General features: G+C 44.1%; 16 protein-coding genes. 7 read left to right on the top strand and 9 right to left on the bottom strand.

Annotated elements, in window-relative coordinates:
• Window positions 1-377 precede the first annotated feature (377 nt).
• The 3 genes from QUA83_RS28485 to QUA83_RS28495 all read right to left on the bottom strand — a co-directional run bounded on the left by QUA83_RS28485 (window position 378) and on the right by QUA83_RS28495 (window position 2,959).
• Window positions 378-1,205 carry a S1C family serine protease gene (locus QUA83_RS28485; RefSeq protein WP_333297464.1) on the bottom strand — a complete coding sequence of 276 codons (828 nt, stop codon included), beginning with the start codon at window positions 1,203-1,205 and terminating at the stop codon, window positions 378-380.
• A gap of 357 nt (window positions 1,206-1,562) precedes the next feature.
• Entirely contained in the window at window positions 1,563-2,534 is a 972-nt protein-coding gene (gene hemC, locus QUA83_RS28490) for a hydroxymethylbilane synthase (RefSeq protein ID WP_333297467.1), read from the bottom strand.
• Between the two features lie 200 nt (window positions 2,535-2,734).
• Window positions 2,735-2,959 (bottom strand): hypothetical protein, encoded by a 225-nt coding sequence (locus tag QUA83_RS28495; protein WP_333297470.1) that lies wholly within the window; start codon window positions 2,957-2,959, stop codon window positions 2,735-2,737.
• 245 nt (window positions 2,960-3,204) lie between these two features.
• Between QUA83_RS28495 and QUA83_RS28500 the strand changes: the two genes are divergently transcribed.
• The gene (locus QUA83_RS28500; RefSeq protein ID WP_333297473.1) at window positions 3,205-3,660 is read left to right on the top strand and encodes a type II toxin-antitoxin system antitoxin SocA domain-containing protein; all 456 of its coding nucleotides are present in this window, start codon (window positions 3,205-3,207) and stop codon (window positions 3,658-3,660) included.
• 118 nt (window positions 3,661-3,778) lie between these two features.
• On the opposite strand, the gene QUA83_RS28505 is transcribed toward QUA83_RS28500, so the two are convergent.
• From QUA83_RS28505 to QUA83_RS28515, 3 genes are all read right to left on the bottom strand, one after another.
• Window positions 3,779-4,015 (bottom strand): type II toxin-antitoxin system prevent-host-death family antitoxin, encoded by a 237-nt coding sequence (locus QUA83_RS28505; RefSeq protein ID WP_333194187.1) that lies wholly within the window; start codon window positions 4,013-4,015, stop codon window positions 3,779-3,781.
• Between the two features lie 92 nt (window positions 4,016-4,107).
• On the bottom strand, window positions 4,108-5,136 hold the full coding sequence (locus QUA83_RS28510) for a hypothetical protein (RefSeq protein ID WP_333297475.1): 1,029 nt from the start codon (window positions 5,134-5,136) through the stop codon (window positions 4,108-4,110).
• 158 nt (window positions 5,137-5,294) lie between these two features.
• The gene (locus QUA83_RS28515) at window positions 5,295-5,858 is read right to left on the bottom strand and encodes a hypothetical protein (RefSeq protein ID WP_333297477.1); all 564 of its coding nucleotides are present in this window, start codon (window positions 5,856-5,858) and stop codon (window positions 5,295-5,297) included.
• Between the two features lie 192 nt (window positions 5,859-6,050).
• Here QUA83_RS28515 and QUA83_RS28520 point away from each other — a divergent pair, with 192 nt between their 5' ends.
• From QUA83_RS28520 to QUA83_RS28530, 3 genes are all read left to right on the top strand, one after another.
• Window positions 6,051-7,136, top strand: coding sequence for a T4 RnlA family RNA ligase (locus QUA83_RS28520; RefSeq protein ID WP_333297479.1), 1,086 nt, complete (start codon window positions 6,051-6,053; stop codon window positions 7,134-7,136).
• A 223-nt stretch (window positions 7,137-7,359) separates the two neighbouring features.
• Window positions 7,360-8,208, top strand: coding sequence for a phosphatase domain-containing protein (locus QUA83_RS28525; RefSeq protein ID WP_333297482.1), 849 nt, complete (start codon window positions 7,360-7,362; stop codon window positions 8,206-8,208).
• Between the two features lie 91 nt (window positions 8,209-8,299).
• Window positions 8,300-8,902, top strand: a complete 603-nt coding sequence (locus tag QUA83_RS28530; RefSeq protein ID WP_333297485.1) for a Uma2 family endonuclease — start codon at window positions 8,300-8,302, stop codon at window positions 8,900-8,902.
• Window positions 8,903-9,033: 131 nt separating this feature from the next.
• Here the strand turns inward: QUA83_RS28530 and QUA83_RS28535 are convergent, their stop codons facing one another.
• A complete protein-coding gene (locus QUA83_RS28535; RefSeq protein WP_333297487.1) occupies window positions 9,034-10,569 on the bottom strand; it encodes a mercuric reductase in 1,536 nt (511 codons plus the stop codon).
• 16 nt (window positions 10,570-10,585) lie between these two features.
• On the bottom strand, window positions 10,586-11,317 hold the full coding sequence (locus QUA83_RS28540; protein WP_333297489.1) for a TVP38/TMEM64 family protein: 732 nt from the start codon (window positions 11,315-11,317) through the stop codon (window positions 10,586-10,588).
• Window positions 11,318-11,394: 77 nt separating this feature from the next.
• Here QUA83_RS28540 and QUA83_RS28545 point away from each other — a divergent pair, with 77 nt between their 5' ends.
• Entirely contained in the window at window positions 11,395-12,423 is a 1,029-nt protein-coding gene (locus QUA83_RS28545; protein ID WP_333297492.1) for an isochorismatase, read from the top strand.
• A gap of 170 nt (window positions 12,424-12,593) precedes the next feature.
• Window positions 12,594-13,082, top strand: a complete 489-nt coding sequence (locus QUA83_RS28550) for a hypothetical protein (RefSeq protein WP_333297494.1) — start codon at window positions 12,594-12,596, stop codon at window positions 13,080-13,082.
• A 345-nt stretch (window positions 13,083-13,427) separates the two neighbouring features.
• On the opposite strand, the gene QUA83_RS28555 is transcribed toward QUA83_RS28550, so the two are convergent.
• Window positions 13,428-14,450 (bottom strand): cysteine peptidase family C39 domain-containing protein, encoded by a 1,023-nt coding sequence (locus tag QUA83_RS28555; protein WP_333297497.1) that lies wholly within the window; start codon window positions 14,448-14,450, stop codon window positions 13,428-13,430.
• Between the two features lie 436 nt (window positions 14,451-14,886).
• Here QUA83_RS28555 and QUA83_RS28560 point away from each other — a divergent pair.
• Window positions 14,887-15,695, top strand: an 809-nt coding sequence (locus QUA83_RS28560) for a CHASE3 domain-containing protein (protein ID WP_333297499.1), incomplete at its 3' end; no start/stop codon positions are given.

Consider the following 15,695-nt stretch of genomic DNA (forward strand, 5'->3'; position numbering starts at 1 on the left):
CTATCCTTGCTCTTCGCTGTGCTTATCTCAATGGTCAACTTTCAATTTGATGTATTTGCCAAACTGAGATGCACCCGCTATCTAGTTCACTTACCTGATTTTCCCTCCCAACAGTTCCACATTCACTGAGGTAGGTACCCACGAACCAGCTTTGAAGAATGCAGTAGAAGTATTAGAGCTTTTAGTTGAAGAATATCAACTAGAGGGTAGATCTCTCCCAAAACCTAAAATCATAGCAGAAAACCTGCTGTTTTCTGGAACAGAAGTTTGAAGCGATCGCCCCTCTCCCTCCCATTAATCTGCGGTAAAAAAAGAACGATCGCCCTTATTTCGATCGAGGGCGATCGCCCGAATCACATATTACGGATAACTCCCGACTAATTCTGAGAATTGTCCTCAAAAGTCTCCTCAAATCCCGCTAGAAAATCATCCAAAGCTTCAGAGGCGATCGCCAAATTAATATTATCAGCATCTTCCCATCCCCACGTATTCACCCCAACCACTTGACCGGCCATATTAATCAGTGGCCCGCCGGAATTTCCAGGATTAATCGCCGCATCAGTTTGCAATACCTTCACCTCAGCAACATCATCTTCTTCGTCGTCGCCTTCTTCATATTCCTCGGGTTCGCGAATTGCACTCACAATACCTTGAGTTACAGTTGAAGCAAACTGCCCCAAAGGATTGCCCACAGCAATTACTCTATCTCCCACTTTCACATCAAAAGACAACTCTAGGGGAGGATATTCGTGGGGAGATGGCATTTGTTCCCCTGTTTCCGGGTTGAAGGTAAAATCGCTAATTAAGAGCAAAGCTAAATCTTCTTCAGCATTACCAGTAAACACCACTTCTCCCAATCTCAATTTTCCGTCGTGAGTTTCCACTAAAACCTGTTCGACTTCATCTTCTTCATAGAAGTAATCTTGATCGGCAATATCTTCGACAACGTGATAGTTCGTGACAATTATGTCCGGCGATACAAAGAAGCCACTCCCTGAAGAAATCTCTTCTTTTGTATCCCAATCCATGACGTAAACTGAAACTACGGACGGCAAGACTTGCTCGACTACATCCGACAAATTTCCTGCCTGAGTTTTCAACTCTTTCAATTGCTGCTGCAAAGCTTTTTGGTCTGCCTGCATTTTGCGATAAAGTTGCTGAACTTTTTTCACTTCCAGCTTTATTTGAGTTTCCCTAACGCTCATATTTGGCCTTTCCCTGAAATAAATTGCTGATTAATTTCGGATGTTTGATTGTAGATTTTGGATGGGTATATTGAGCGTTATAGGACTTACGAAAAAAAACCGGTTTTTACCATAAATCTTGGGCTATACAGCGAGACTTACATCAGAAACCGGGTTGCTCAACACTCGTGCGGAGCGTCCTAAATTAGTCAGATATTTTTGAAATCTATCGCGCAAGTCCTACCTAAAATCCCATCAAAAATCTACAATCAGACTGCTACTCTACCTGTTTTGCCAAAGCAAACCGCCTGTTATTTTTATTTTACAAAAGGCGATATATCGCGTCTCAAAGCATTGACAAAGAGATGCGGATCGGTTTTATGAACCACGTTGAACTTCGACAAATATTTCCTCCAAAATTTCACTAGCTCCCTGTTGGCGCAGGCGGTGAGCGAGGTCAATTCCCAGCATTTCAGCAGTCTCGGCGGCGCCGGAAACACTATCTTTGACGAATCGCTTGCCGTCGAGACTCGATACCATTCCGGTTAAGGTTAATTGACCGTTTTCTATTTTGGTATTGACGCCGATCGGCACTTGACAGCCACCTTCTAATTCCCGCAGAAATGCGCGTTCAGCATAACATCTTTGGGCGGTTTCTGAGTGTTCGAGAGCTTTAATCAGTGCCATGATTTCTGTGTCTCCGGCGCGGCATTCGATGCCCAAAGCACCTTGTCCGACAGCATGAAGGGAGATTTCAGCAGGGATAATTTGGTGGATGCGATCGCCCATTCCCAATCTTTCGAGGCCGGCAACTGCTAAAATAATCGCGTCGTAACCGCCCTCATCTAATTTAGCGAGTCTAGTATTGAGATTGCCGCGAATATCTTTAAATTCAAAATGAGGGAAATGGTGCCGCAGTTGAGCTAGTCGCCGCAGGGAAGAAGTGCCGATTACGGAACCTTCTGGGAGGGTGTCGAGTTGCTTGTCTTTGTGCTTGGAGTGAACTACTAGGGCGTCAGCGGGATTTTCCCGTTCGGTGACGCATCCTAAAATTAAACCTTCGGGCAAATTGGTAGGCAAATCTTTGAGGGAATGAACGGCAAAGTCCGTTTCATTGTTAATCATCCCCGTTTCTAATTCTTTGGTGAAAAGTCCTTTATCGCCAATTTTAGCGAGGGCGACATCAAGAATTATGTCCCCTTGGGTGGACATGGTGTGGACTTCAAAAGTGTGTTGCGGGAAGTGTTTCTGTAGCTGTTCTTGCACCCAGTGGGTTTGCACGAGAGCGAGTTGGCTTTTGCGGGAACCGATGCGAACGGTTCGGGAAGGGGCAGATGTGGTTGGGGACATAAGATCGATCGGAGGATAGCTTGAAATCAGCCAATATATTCACCTGATCTAGCGTACCGCAGGTGGGGACTTTAATTGCTGGTTGGGATAATTCGGGCGATAAAATAGAAATACCAGATTTTGACCGCCAGTTTAAAAAAAGGATGCAACGGTAGGCAAGCTCCAAACCTTTACATAATAAGCCATTGCCAATCTAAAATCTAAAATCTCAAACCTAAAATGGTATGACCGCCAGTAGCAGTGAGTCTTGATGATGTTTCCCATCCAGCATTGGGCGTCGCTGGCATGGGGGCGATCGACATTCCGAAGCACAGGCTGCCAGCGATGTATGATTTACTGAGATGTTGCACCATTGTCAATAAGCCTTTTAGGAACGGGCATCTTGCCCGTTCCACAAGAAAATCTACTCTTTGTGGAACAGGCATCTTGCCTGTTCTTGAGAATGGTGCAAGATGTAATATTTACCTAGCGTCGAGCCGGATGAACCTGGTTGAAATGAGGAGTTAGCTTAGCTGCAGCGAGAAAGAATTAGCTCAAAAGTTGCGAGATTTGGGGAGAGAAATGTAGTGGCGAGGGGAAAAGGGCGATCGAAATTGCGATCGTACTTCTAAAGCCACCAAATAGCTTAGCATCAAAAGTGAACTTGTCAAATTACTAAAATCCTAAAACTATGAAAAGTGCTCTTGACGTAGCTCGTTACTTTTTATGTCGTGTCGATCGAGAAGCAGGCGATACCATTTCTCCTCTGAAACTGCAAAAGCTCGTCTATTATGCACAAGCTTGGAGTTTAGTCTTTAGAAGCCAGCCGCTATTTTTTCAAGAGATTGAAGCTTGGATTTCCGGCCCCATTGTCCGCGATGTGTGGGATGAGTACAAAGCTTACAAATATAGCGATATTCCTGCTCCCGATAATTTGGAAGCAGAATTTGATGAAGATGAGATCGAGGTACTCGAAGAAGTCTGGAATGCTTATGGAGAATTAAGCGCTAAACATCTTGCTGAATTGACGCAATCGGAGACACCTTGGGTCAACGCCCGCAAGGGATTAGAACCTGCTGAAATATCAACTAAAATTATCTCCCGCGAGGATATTAAATCCTGCTATGAACTTTTGGCGGAGGCGTAAGTGCAGCTTCGTTGACAAAAGGTCGATTCCCTCCGGGATAGCTTGGCTCGCGCGTACCTTTTAGCCCTCAGCTACGGCAATTAATAACTGAACTTTACTTTAATAGTATCTATATAAATCAATACCGTGCTTCCTCCCTTAGCCTAATGACTGTTGCACTCAGGGGTTCACCCTTTACTTGAATAGAGTCTCGGAATCTCTTGAGTTCAGCTAACCGCTGCTCCTTCGTGAGCGGCGGGACTACGCGAGCTACTACTTTACCTTCGTGTACGATCGTCACTTCTTCTCCCAAAGCCACCTTTTCCAAGATAGCTTGCAGACTCTGCTTGGCTTCTTCAACGCTAATCGCAGGCATCTCATTAGTTTTTTAGGTACTTTTTAATTGTACAGGAACGGGATATTTAATGGGAAAAAGGTCGATCGACCTTTTCCATTTCCCACCCAAATTTAAAGTTGCCCTGCTTGAATTGCAGAATTTGCTATCTGGACAACTTCTTGCTGCCGTGCGTTTTTTCTTGTGACTCGGTACAGCACCCCCAGCCTTTGCCACTCAACAAAAGCAGTGCAGTAAGCACCGCAATTATTGAAATAAATCCCCCTGAATCCGCCCGCCAATTCAACGCTTCTGTAAGTATCCTGCGGCAATTGCGAAGGAGGCGAAAACGGTTCATTTCTTTTAGCTTCGATTGTGCCGAAATAACAGGCTCCCGCGCGGCATCCTTTGCCTAAATACATTCCCACAATGTAACCGTTGGCACCCGCTTGCACATCAAAATCAAGTTGCTGAATGTCAGATAAAGGAAGTCTACTCGGAAGAAAAACAGGCACTCGCGTTTTGCCTTTGATTTGTCTAAAGATGTTACTAGCAGGAAAACGACTGTTAGCTTGGTTTGCACCTGAGTTATCGGGAATTGGGGTCAACTTTTGCACAAAATTCCTCCACTGCACTACTCTATTTTTAGCAATGTTAAAAGTGGGAATAGAGTATTTTTCTAGCGCAAAAGAAGGGCGACCGTTGTTCAGGTTGAAGCTGCGGCGAATCACTGTAATTTCTGGTTTCCCTAACCCGTAAGCTGTGGCGATGGAACGGGCGAGATTGCAGCTAATTTTGAAGCGTCCCATCTCAATATTGCCATTTTCCGCTTGATAAGACCAATTGTAACCCTCAGAAGCACGATCGCGATCGCACAGAAAATGAGAAATCTCAAACATCTTGGCAATATGAACATCGTACAACCGCAACTTGCGGCTGCCGGCAGATTTTGCAGTGTTGCGATCGGGTACAATAAATTGTATCGGTTGCCAGCTATCTTCAGGGGAATAATTAAACCAACGGATTTCTGTAATCGGGAGTTCAGTCCTTGCTAACGCTGAGTTTGGTGTCAAAGGTGCGTGAAGCGAAGCTATCCCGAAGGGAATCGTAAAAGCAGTCACCACACCAGCAAAAATCGCCCCAAATAGCCATCTTCTCCTCATCCTAATTTCCCCCTAAGTAGGTAAGCGCAAAAAAACCATAGCATCTTGTAAGGGGCGAGTGCGAGTTAATATCTCTCATACAAATCTCTCCTACAATAACGGTAAGGTGCGCCGTGCACACCCTACAGATATAAGTTGTGCGTCTCCGACTACAAAGCTTAACGCTTCCGAGCTAAAATAGCAGAATTTGCTATTAAAATTAAATCAGATTCTCGTCCATTCTTAATTGCTACGGTATACATAAAATTCTGACTTTTCCACTCAAGAGTTGCTGTGCAGTAAGCCCCGCAACCATTGTGAAAAACTCCTTTCACTCGGTCAGCCAGTTGAACATTTTTTAAGGTCTTAGTTACCCCTTCTACTTTGGTAGAAAAATCACCGCCTTTCTGACCTCGAATTTCCCCCAAACTGCAAGCTCCCGCACCTCGGCAATCTGCTGTATACTCCATAGAAATAGTATAGCTGTCCGCTTCCGCTTGGCTTTGATAGTAAAGCTTCTGCGAAATAGGGAGCCGACTGGGGAGGAAAATGGGTACTTGTGTTTTGCCTTTTAACTGCTGCAAGATTTGACTTACCGGAACAGCCGTACCCGCTACAGCAACAGATTTTGTTTCCGGCGGTAGCTGCGACAATTCGCACGCACCAAAAACTCGCGATACAGGTACTAAAGCAGTCAATACACACGCCGAAGTCGCCAAAAGTAATAATAATTTATTGTTCACTGTGTTTTTCCTTGATGCCGAAACAGTCCAGTTTTACGTTGAAGCACATTCACCTATTTACAACGATACTCGAAAATACCAAACTCCCAATAGGCATTCCGCAAAAAAGCCAGTTTAACTTTTTGTTTACAAATTCCCTAAAATATGCAGTTACAGATAAAATATAGAAGGAGACAAATTTAGGTATCGAACGTGGAACTACAAGAGTATTTACGTCAGCACGGATTGGAAACTTTGTCCGAAACTTATCATATCAAAGTTACCCGCCACCGCCAATATCCCGATCTAGTCTGTCTGAAATACTCGCAGATAGAATCTCCCCTGGGCGAAAAAATAGTCCAGCAGTGCCGAGGCATTATTTTAGATTCATCTCAAGATTGGCAGATAGTTTCTTATCCCTACGACAAATTTTTTAATTACGGAGAAATTCACGCCGCTGCAATTGATTGGAGTCATGCCAAAGTTTATGAAAAACTAGACGGTTCTCTGACTGTACTGTATTTTTACAAGGGAGAATGGAGAGTGCAATCTAGCGGCACTCCCGACGCCAGCGGCGAAGTTAATGGTTTTGGATTCAGCTTTGCCGAACTTTTTTGGAAAGTTTGGCAAGAATTGGGATATCAATTGCCGGAAGAAACCGACCAGTGTTTTATCTTTGAATTGATCACGCCTTACAATAGAATAGTTGTCCAGCCAAAAAACAATCAAATCGTGATCCACGGGGTTCGCAATACTCAAACGCTGCTAGAAACAGACCCGAGTCTTTGGGCCAATAAATACGGGTGGGAATTGGTCGCATCCTATCCTTTAACTAGCTGGAAAGAAGTTATCGAAGCGGCTCAACATTTAGATCCGATGAATTCGGAAGGGTATATTATCTGCGATGCTAACTTCAACCGAGTTAAAGTTAAGTCTCCGCAATATGTCGCGATTTCCCATCTCCGCGAAGGGTTTTCCACCCGGCGCCTGATAGAAATTGTTTTAACTAATGAAGGAGAAGAGTTTTTAGCTTATTTTCCTGAGTGGAGTGAGTTGTATCAACAAGTTAAGGACAAATATCAATCTTTGGTTGAAGAAATCGAGGAAGCTTACCGACAGCACGAACATATCGAAGTTCAGAAAGATTTTGCCTTAGCTGTGAAACATTTGCCGTATTCCGGGATTTTGTTTTCTTTGCGGGCCCGAAGAGTTGCGGGAGTGAAAGAAGCTCTGCGCGATGTTACTCTTCATAAAATAGAAGAGTTATTGGGTTTAGATTACATCCATTTAGGTTTGTAGAAGAAGGAAGGCACTCTAAGAGATTTTGACACGGATACACGGATTAATGATCGAGCGTGAGGCAAATGTTTAAGAAAGAGGGAAGAGGGAAGTTCGGCAACGGATTATGTAACGGATGTAACGGATGTCAGGAAGAGGTAAGTATTTAAACAATGCCCAATGCCCAATGCCCTGTTTGGCCAATGCCCAATGCCCAATTACCAATTACCAATTACCAATTACCATGAAAAAAGTTATTGTACTTGTCGGTTTACCTGCTTCGGGAAAATCTCAATTTGCTAGGGAATTGCTGCTATCGGAACCTGCAAAATGGGTTCGTAGCAATAAAGATTTGCTCAGAGAAATGGCTCACGCTTCTCATTGGTCGCCTGCGAATGAAAAGTTTATTGTGCAGTTGAGAGATACGATTATTTTGATGGCTTTGGAAAGCGGCAAGCACGTCATTGTTGATGATACTAATTTTGGGCCTCACATCGAGCATATCAAGGAGTTGGTTAAAGGTAAAGCTGTTGTCGAAGTTAATGATTCTTTCCTACAAGTTCCGGTGGAGGAATGTATTAAACGGGATTTGAAAAGACTTAATTCGGTGGGCAAAGATGTGATTATGAAGATGTACAATAAGTACGTGCGGGTTCCCGTTGTGCCGCCGGAATATAACCCGGATTTGCCGGATGCAATTATTGTGGATATGGACGGCACATTAGCGCTTCTCAATGGCAGAAATCCTTTTGATGCTTCTACGTGCGATCGCGATTTGCCCAATCAGCCCGTCTTAGATACCGTTCGCAAGTGGCAAACCAGCGCCCATATTATTGTAGTGTCGGGCCGCACAGATGACTGTCAACCTCAAACTGAAAAATGGTTGCAGCAGTATGAGGTTAATTATGCCGCTCTTTATATGCGGAAAACCGGAGATATGAGGAAGGATGCAATTATGAAGGAAGAATTTTATCGGCGGCATATTGCAGAGAAATATAATGTTAAGTTTGTGTTGGACGATCGCCAGCAAGTTGTTGATATGTGGCGGTCGTTGGGATTGACTGTATTTCAAGTAGATGAAGGGGATTTTTAAGGCAGGGTTTGTTTGCGCGGGCGATCGCAACTTCCAACCATTGTCCCACCCCTAATGCTACAATCAAAGTAACATTGACAAAAATTTTGTTATGATATCCATTCCCCAACCACCCCCAAAAATGACCGTTGAGGAATATCTCGAATGGGAAGCTCAACAAGATATTCGCTACGAATATGTCAACGGCGAAGTTTTTGCCATGACGGGTAGTACAATCCCCCATAACGATATTGCACTTAACTTTTACAGAAACTTGTACCCGCATCTGCGTTCTAGAGGTTGTCGAATCAACGTGTCAGACGTGAAATTGCAAGTCAGCTTTCAAAGCCGTTACTACTACCCTGATGTGATAGTCAGTTGCGACCCTCAAGACCTCAATTCCCGCACATTCATTCAGAATCCTAAAATAATTGTGGAAGTTCTTTCACCCAGTACAAGTGCTAAAGATCGGGATGAAAAATTCACTTGTTACCTAAAAATTCCGACTTTGCAAGAGTATATCTTGATTGATTCACAAAAGATTTTTGTTGAGCGTTACTGTCGGGGAGAGGGCAGAATGTGGCTTTACTATTCTTACACTGCTGGGGAGATTGTAACTTTATCAAGCATTGAGTTTGATTTGCCGATCGCACTTTTGTATGAAGGGGTTGGATTTGAAACAGAAACAGAAACAGAAGGACAAAAACACACCTAATTTTGCAGCTTTTTTATGAACAGGCAAGATGCCTGTTCCACAGAGAGTGAATTTTATTTTGTGGTGGGCTTCGACGCCGCCCATAAAAGCCGATAATGAACAGGCAAGATGCCTGTTCCACAATTATTTATCTATCGCGTCCAAGCCAGCCAGCGATTAAACAAATTTTTCACAAACGGCGTCAAACGAGTGCGATTGTAAGCATCTCCGGCTTTCCGAATTGCATCAGCTTGTGTCGGATACGGGTGAATTGTGCTAGCAATCTTTCCCAAACCAATATTGTTAACCATTGCCAAAGTAATCTCGCTGATCATATCCCCAGCGTGTCGCGCTACAATAGTTGCACCTAATATTTTATCGCTACCTTTTTTAACGTGAATTTTCACAAATCCTTCCTCTTCGCCGTCAATAATTGCCCGATCGACTTGACTGAAAGGAATTAAAAATGTATCGATATCAATGCCTTTTTCCTTAGCCTCGTGTTCCCCAATTCCGACGCGCGCAATTTCCGGGTTTGTGTAAGTACACCAAGGTATCGTCAAAGCGCTGAGCTTTTTGCGCCCGAAAAACAGAGTATTTTGAATCACCATTCTCGCCGCAAAATCAGCAGCGTGAGTAAATTTATGTTTCATGCAAATATCGCCTGCGGCATAAATGCGGGGATTAGTAGTTTGCAAGTTGTCGTTGACAAAGACGCCAGTTTGTGTATCGTATTCGACACCGACAGCCTCCAGATTCAATCCTTCGACGTTGGGCGATCGCCCTGTACTCACAATAATTTCATCTACTGTTACCGATGCTTCCTTACCTTGAGATTTATAATAAATTACTTTGCCTGCATTTGTTTTCTCAACGCGCTCTATTTGGGATTCTAGTATTAGTTGAATTTCTTCGCGTACAAAAGCCTGCTGCACGATTTTAGCAGCATCCGCATCTTCTTTGTCTAAAATCTGAGCATTTTTGTGCAGCAATACGACTTCCGAACCCAGCCGGCGAAAGGCTTGAGCCAATTCGCAGCCGATCGGCCCTGCGCCAATTACTGCCAAACGCTGAGGTCTTTCTGTAAGGTTAAAGACAGTTTCATTTGTCAAATATCCAGCTTCTTGTAAGCCCGGTATTTGCGGTTGTAGCGCCCTTGCACCTGTGGCAATTACTGCTTTTTTAAAGCGGAGAGTTTGACCTGCAACTTCTACTGTATTGTTGCTAGTAAAACGACCAGAACCTAAAAAAACATCAACTCCTAATTTGTACTGGTAGCGTTCAACAGAATCAACATCGCTGATTCCCGCCCTGATGCGGCGCAGCCGTTCCATCACAGCGGCAAAATCCACTTCTACACTGCCATAAACATTAACACCAAATTTATTTGCTTCCCAGATATCGCCGACAGTGCGAGACGATCGAATTAAAGCTTTTGACGGCACACAACCGACATTCAAACAGTCGCCGCCCATCAAATGTTTTTCAATCAAAGCAACTTTCGCGCCCAAACCTGCGGCACCTGCAGCCACAATTAATCCAGCGGGTCCCGCGCCAATTACTACTAAATTATAACTGCTAGCCGGCTGCGGATTTACCCAATCGGGCGGATGCAAATAGGAGACTAATTTCTGGTTGTGTTCGTCCATCGGGGGGACTGTTACGCGATCGACTTTTGACTGCGACATTGGCAAATTATCCTAATTAAATACTTTCTTCCAAAGCTTTGCTGGCTATGCGAGTGATAAAGACAGTAACAGCGACTGTAGCAAGAAAACTGATAATATTAATCAACCATTTTACGGCGGAATCTTGAGGACTTGCATACACAGTTTTTGTGCCTATCGCAGCAACCTCTCCCACCAAAGAACCGGAGTAAACGTACATAATTGTACCCGGTATCATGCCAAAGGAACCCAGCACGTAATCTTTCAAAGAAACTTGAGTAATTCCCAGAGCGTAATTCAATAAATTGAAAGGAAATAAAGGACAAAGACGAGTCAAAAAAACTATTTTTAATCCTTGTTGGGAAACTGCGCGATCGAGAGCTTTAAACTTGGGATGAGATTCCATATATTTTACCACGCGATCGCGGCACAAATAGCGCCCGATCGCAAAAGCAAATACCGCACCTAAAATGGATGCCGCAAATACGTAAACTGAACCCCACCACAAACCAAAAATCGCCCCCCCTCCCAGCGTCAGTAACGAACCCGGTACAAACAGCACAGTAGCCAAGTTATAAGTAGCTACAAAAGCCACCGGCCCCCACCACCCTAAATCCTCAATCCGCATTAACAGAGTTCTCAAAACATCTTGAACGTAGGCAGATCTAGTTGCTACAATTAAGAGAGCGAGCAAAAGTGCGATCGAAAAAAACAACACTATGCGTTTAAATTTTCCCCTAGCATAATCTTGGATTCGTTCTTTGGCCATGATTCATCCGCAAATATTTATCAGCATTATACTCCAAACTTAAATTATTACTGTAAACTACCCTACAAGCGATCGTCATGACACCAAAAACCCAACTTCCAATCCCCGAACATTTCGACCCCAAAAAAGTAGGCGAAGTCTGGCGAGTCCCCTACCGAGAACGCGCCGCCCAAGCGAAACATTGGGCAAAGCAGCACAGCATCCAGCCAGCATCCAGCGACAAAAACCGCATTTGTTTGCTGATAATCGATGCCCAAAATACCTTTTGTTTGCCCGAATTTGAATTATTTGTCGGCGGGCGTTCCGGTAGCGGTGCTGTTGATGACAACCTGCGGCTGTGCGAATTTATTTACCGCAATTTAAAGGCAATTACAACCATTGCGCCCACAATGGATACCCACACCGCTATGCAAATTTTTCATCCAATCTTTTGGATCAATGAAGCAGGCGAACACCCCCTACCAGCCGCAACTTCTATTACACTCGAAGAAGTAGAAAAAGGTATTTGGAAAGTCAATCCCGCCGTCGCCGATAGCATCAGCGGGGGAAATTTTTTAGCACTGGAAAAACAGGCTTGCCACTACGTCAAAAAACTCAGCGCCGATGGGAAATATCCCCTGACAATTTGGCCTTATCACTCGATGTTAGGTGGCATCGGACACGCCCTGGTTTCGGCGGTGGAAGAAGCAATATTTTTTCATACTATAGCCCGCAACAGCCAAGCACTTTTTGAAATCAAAGGCGGGAATCCACTGACAGAAAACTATTCTGTTTTGCAGCCTGAAGTTTTAGATGGATTCGACGGCAATCCGATTGCGGAAAAGAATGCTAAGTTTATTGATAAATTACTTGATTTTGATGCAGTAATTATTGCCGGACAAGCGAAAAGTCACTGCGTTGCTTGGACAATTGATGATTTGTTAACGGAAATTTTTGCGCGAGATCCGAATTTGGCAAAGAAGGTTTATTTGCTGGAAGATTGCACTTCGCCTGTGGTTGTTCCGGGTGTTGTTGATTTTACGGAACAAGCAGATGCAGCTTATCAAAAATTTGCGGCGGCGGGAATGAATATTGTTCAATCTACTGAGTTAATTCTGGGCGATTAAAGACGAGTGGTTTCTCTTGGGGTTTTCAGTGGAAAAAAGTATACAGGATTAGGCAGAGGCGGTAATTTGTGTTTGCTTGGCACTCTGGTGCGATCGCATTTAACTGATAGCTTATGATATCATATCCAAAACGCACACTGACTATATAAGTTTAATCAAGGAGTTTCCCGATGACTGAAAGCGAAATTTATAGTGTTGTTCTGTTTCGGGATGCGAGTGTGCGAGCAATTTCAAAACTATCGGTGGCCATAGCCACGACTCTTCTGAGCACAGTTGTAAATGCAACCCCAGCCGACGCAGTTCCCGTCACCTACGATTTCACCATCACTGTTACCAAAGGCGGGTTAGCGGGCAATTCATTCAACGGTTCTTTCACCTACGATGATGCCAAATTGAAGGGAAAGGGAGTGGAAGAATTGGGAATTAGTGAGGGATTAACGACCTGCCTAAATTACCTTGGACGCACTTATCGCGAAACCGATGATACCAGTTATCCTAACTTTCCCACACTCAGATTTGAGGATGGTAAGATTACACAGCTAAACTTCTGGATTCAGCCGAATCAGCGAGTTAATTGGTGGAATTTACCTGGATGGGAAGTCAAGCTGTCTGAGCCTAAAATGAGCGATTCAACTGTTCCCAATTGTCAAAAACGGTGAGGCGTAGCCAACGTGCGATCGACGGTAAAAATATACGAGTAATTAGATGCAACTGCCTACGCTTACGGTAATTTCATGCAGCCACGCTACCAAGGTGCGATCGCCGATCATCTGCTGGGGCGATCGAATATTTGCGATCGCTAAGCTGTCGCGCATTTAAATTGTAGATTGAGGGCGGGCGGGACGCCCAACACCTACTCCCCACAAGACTTTAAATTTTTTTGACATACCATTTAAATGCAGAACAGCTTAGGAACGGATGACTCAAAGATTGTTGGAAAAAAACCGCATGATTCCTATTTTCTGTCGGTCAAGAGTGCCTCTGCGGTTGACGATTTTCAATAACTATTTCCCATCCAATCTGGGGACTTCTTGCAAAAAACTGCCGCTCAACATTAACTCAGTAATCCGGTCTAAGTTGCCGCTGACTTGCAATTTTTTATCTGTTTGAAAGCGCTCGATATCTGCTTTTAAATTCCCGCTATTATATCCTAATTTACTCAAATAGTCAATAGCTTGCTGATTGCTTAACAAGATATCAGCAGACCGGAAAATCGGCACGTATTGCTCGCGCCAAACCTGGGCAAAAGTTGCCCTATCTAAATAGAAAATCCTGCCCCGCGCCGGGTCTCCAATGGCAGCTACACTGTCATTCATTCCCAGCAAAGCGACCGCGTGCGGTAGCTTCCGAGGGCCGTCAAATAGCCAAACTGCTAGCACTCCGGGGCGATTAATTTGCTGAATTTGCTCCCAAGTTGGCGTTAGTTCGATCGCATTTACGCCCAAAGCTCTTGCTGCTATAATTAACTGCGGCATCGAAGTTCCCAAGCGACTCGTCCGGGCAAAACGCGCTACACTCGATTCCGTCGCATCGATTCCCCAACGCCTTAACACTGTTGCTAGGGCGGCGGGGGCGCAACTGCTGTTAGATGTTTGTCGAAACACACCGTTTGCCTGCAAATTATCTATTAAATCAGCGTAAATTGGCGCCATGAAATAGTTTTCAGCGCTTGTAAATCCTCCCAATCCCAACAAGCAAATTAAAATTACTGCGATTACTTGGGGTCGCGCTGTCAACCAACTTATACTAAAGCCAATACCGCAGACTCCCATCAACATCACTCGTAGCAAAGTCCAAGTAACTCGCATCCCGTGAAAGCGCCACTCGATCGGCAAAACAGGCATTTGAGGCATATTTAGAGCCAGTAGCAGCAAGGCAATATAAAAACCCAAAAACAGCAGGGCGATCGAATTTCTGCCCTTAAACAAATCATTAGCCGTCACTCCAGATCGAACTAACACCCGCCCGAAGCGCATTCCCCAGACAAACAGCACCGAACCCAGCACCAGCGTCACTACTATTTCCATGAACTCAAAATTTTGTTGCTTAACTAGGTTGTAACATTTATGCGATCGACTTGAACCCCAATCAATAGTGGGAGAGAGGAATAGTGGGAAAGAGGAATAGTGGGGGAGAGAATTTGACGATGTTTGGGTTTCCTTCCTGAATTTCTCGCTACAATCGAATAAACAGGATTTATCCAAAATCGAAGCAGGTAAAACAACCCTTAATTCTCAAGGCTTTGACCTGCATAGCTTGCTGGATATTAAGTTTTTTCAGGTTTTTCTTGATGAGTCTGAGTCAATGGTTGAGAATGAGATAATTCCGCTACCTAACCCAACAGGAGATATTGCCATGTTTGCCAACTTAAAGCTGACAAACCGGAGGCGACTAGGATATGCAGTTCCCATTGCTTTGAAGGGAATTAATTTGTTTGTTTTTTCAAGATAGGAAAATTTTAAGATGATTAACTTCAAAGCCCCCAAATTAAGAGAGCGTATTCTGTGGGGATATTCCCTACCGATTTTTCTTTCAGTTGGAGCAGCTAGTTTGGTTTTCTTTAATGCTAAAGAAGTCGAAGACAAAGCCAAACTGCTCAATAATTCTAATGCTGTTGTTATAGCCTTGAAAGCTCAACAGCTAGGATTTGCAGGTATGCAAAAAGCTGCTCGTGGGTATTTTTTGGCAAAAGATAGTGCTTTCTTAACTGAATACAATGAAGAGGCAAACAGCTTTGACAAAGCCTATCAGGATTTACTTGATCGGGCAAAAAACCCGCAACAGCGCCAGCGGCTAGATGAAATGAAGGTATTAAAAAATCAGATAGACCAAGGCTATAAACAAGCCTTTTCTTTGGTTGCTCAAGGTAAGCGAGACGATGGAGTTAACTTATGGAAGACACAAATTGTACCAAAGCTTCGTCAGGTTGATGCTATAGCTAAGGAGTTTCAAAGCACCGAGGAAGGGATTTTAATTGAGCAAGAAAAAGAGCAAATTCAAGCTTTGCAGTTCCTGACTACAGTGGTGATTTTAAGCACTGCTTTAGCTGCACTTACGGCAATTGCGATCGCTTTGTGGATTGCTTCAGGCATTGCAAAAAGCATGAATCAGTCGGTCAATATGATTGTTAGTTCTTCCACAGAAATTGCGGCCACAGTGGAACAGCAGGAACGCACAGCCGCACAGCAATCGAGCTCTGTAAATCAAACTACAATCACAATGGATGAGTTGGGTGCTGCTTCCCAACAATCAGCCCAGCAAGCCCAAGCTGG

Source organism: Microcoleus sp. K1-B1 (assembly GCF_036704705.1).
Taxonomy (GTDB): domain Bacteria; phylum Cyanobacteriota; class Cyanobacteriia; order Cyanobacteriales; family Microcoleaceae; genus Microcoleus.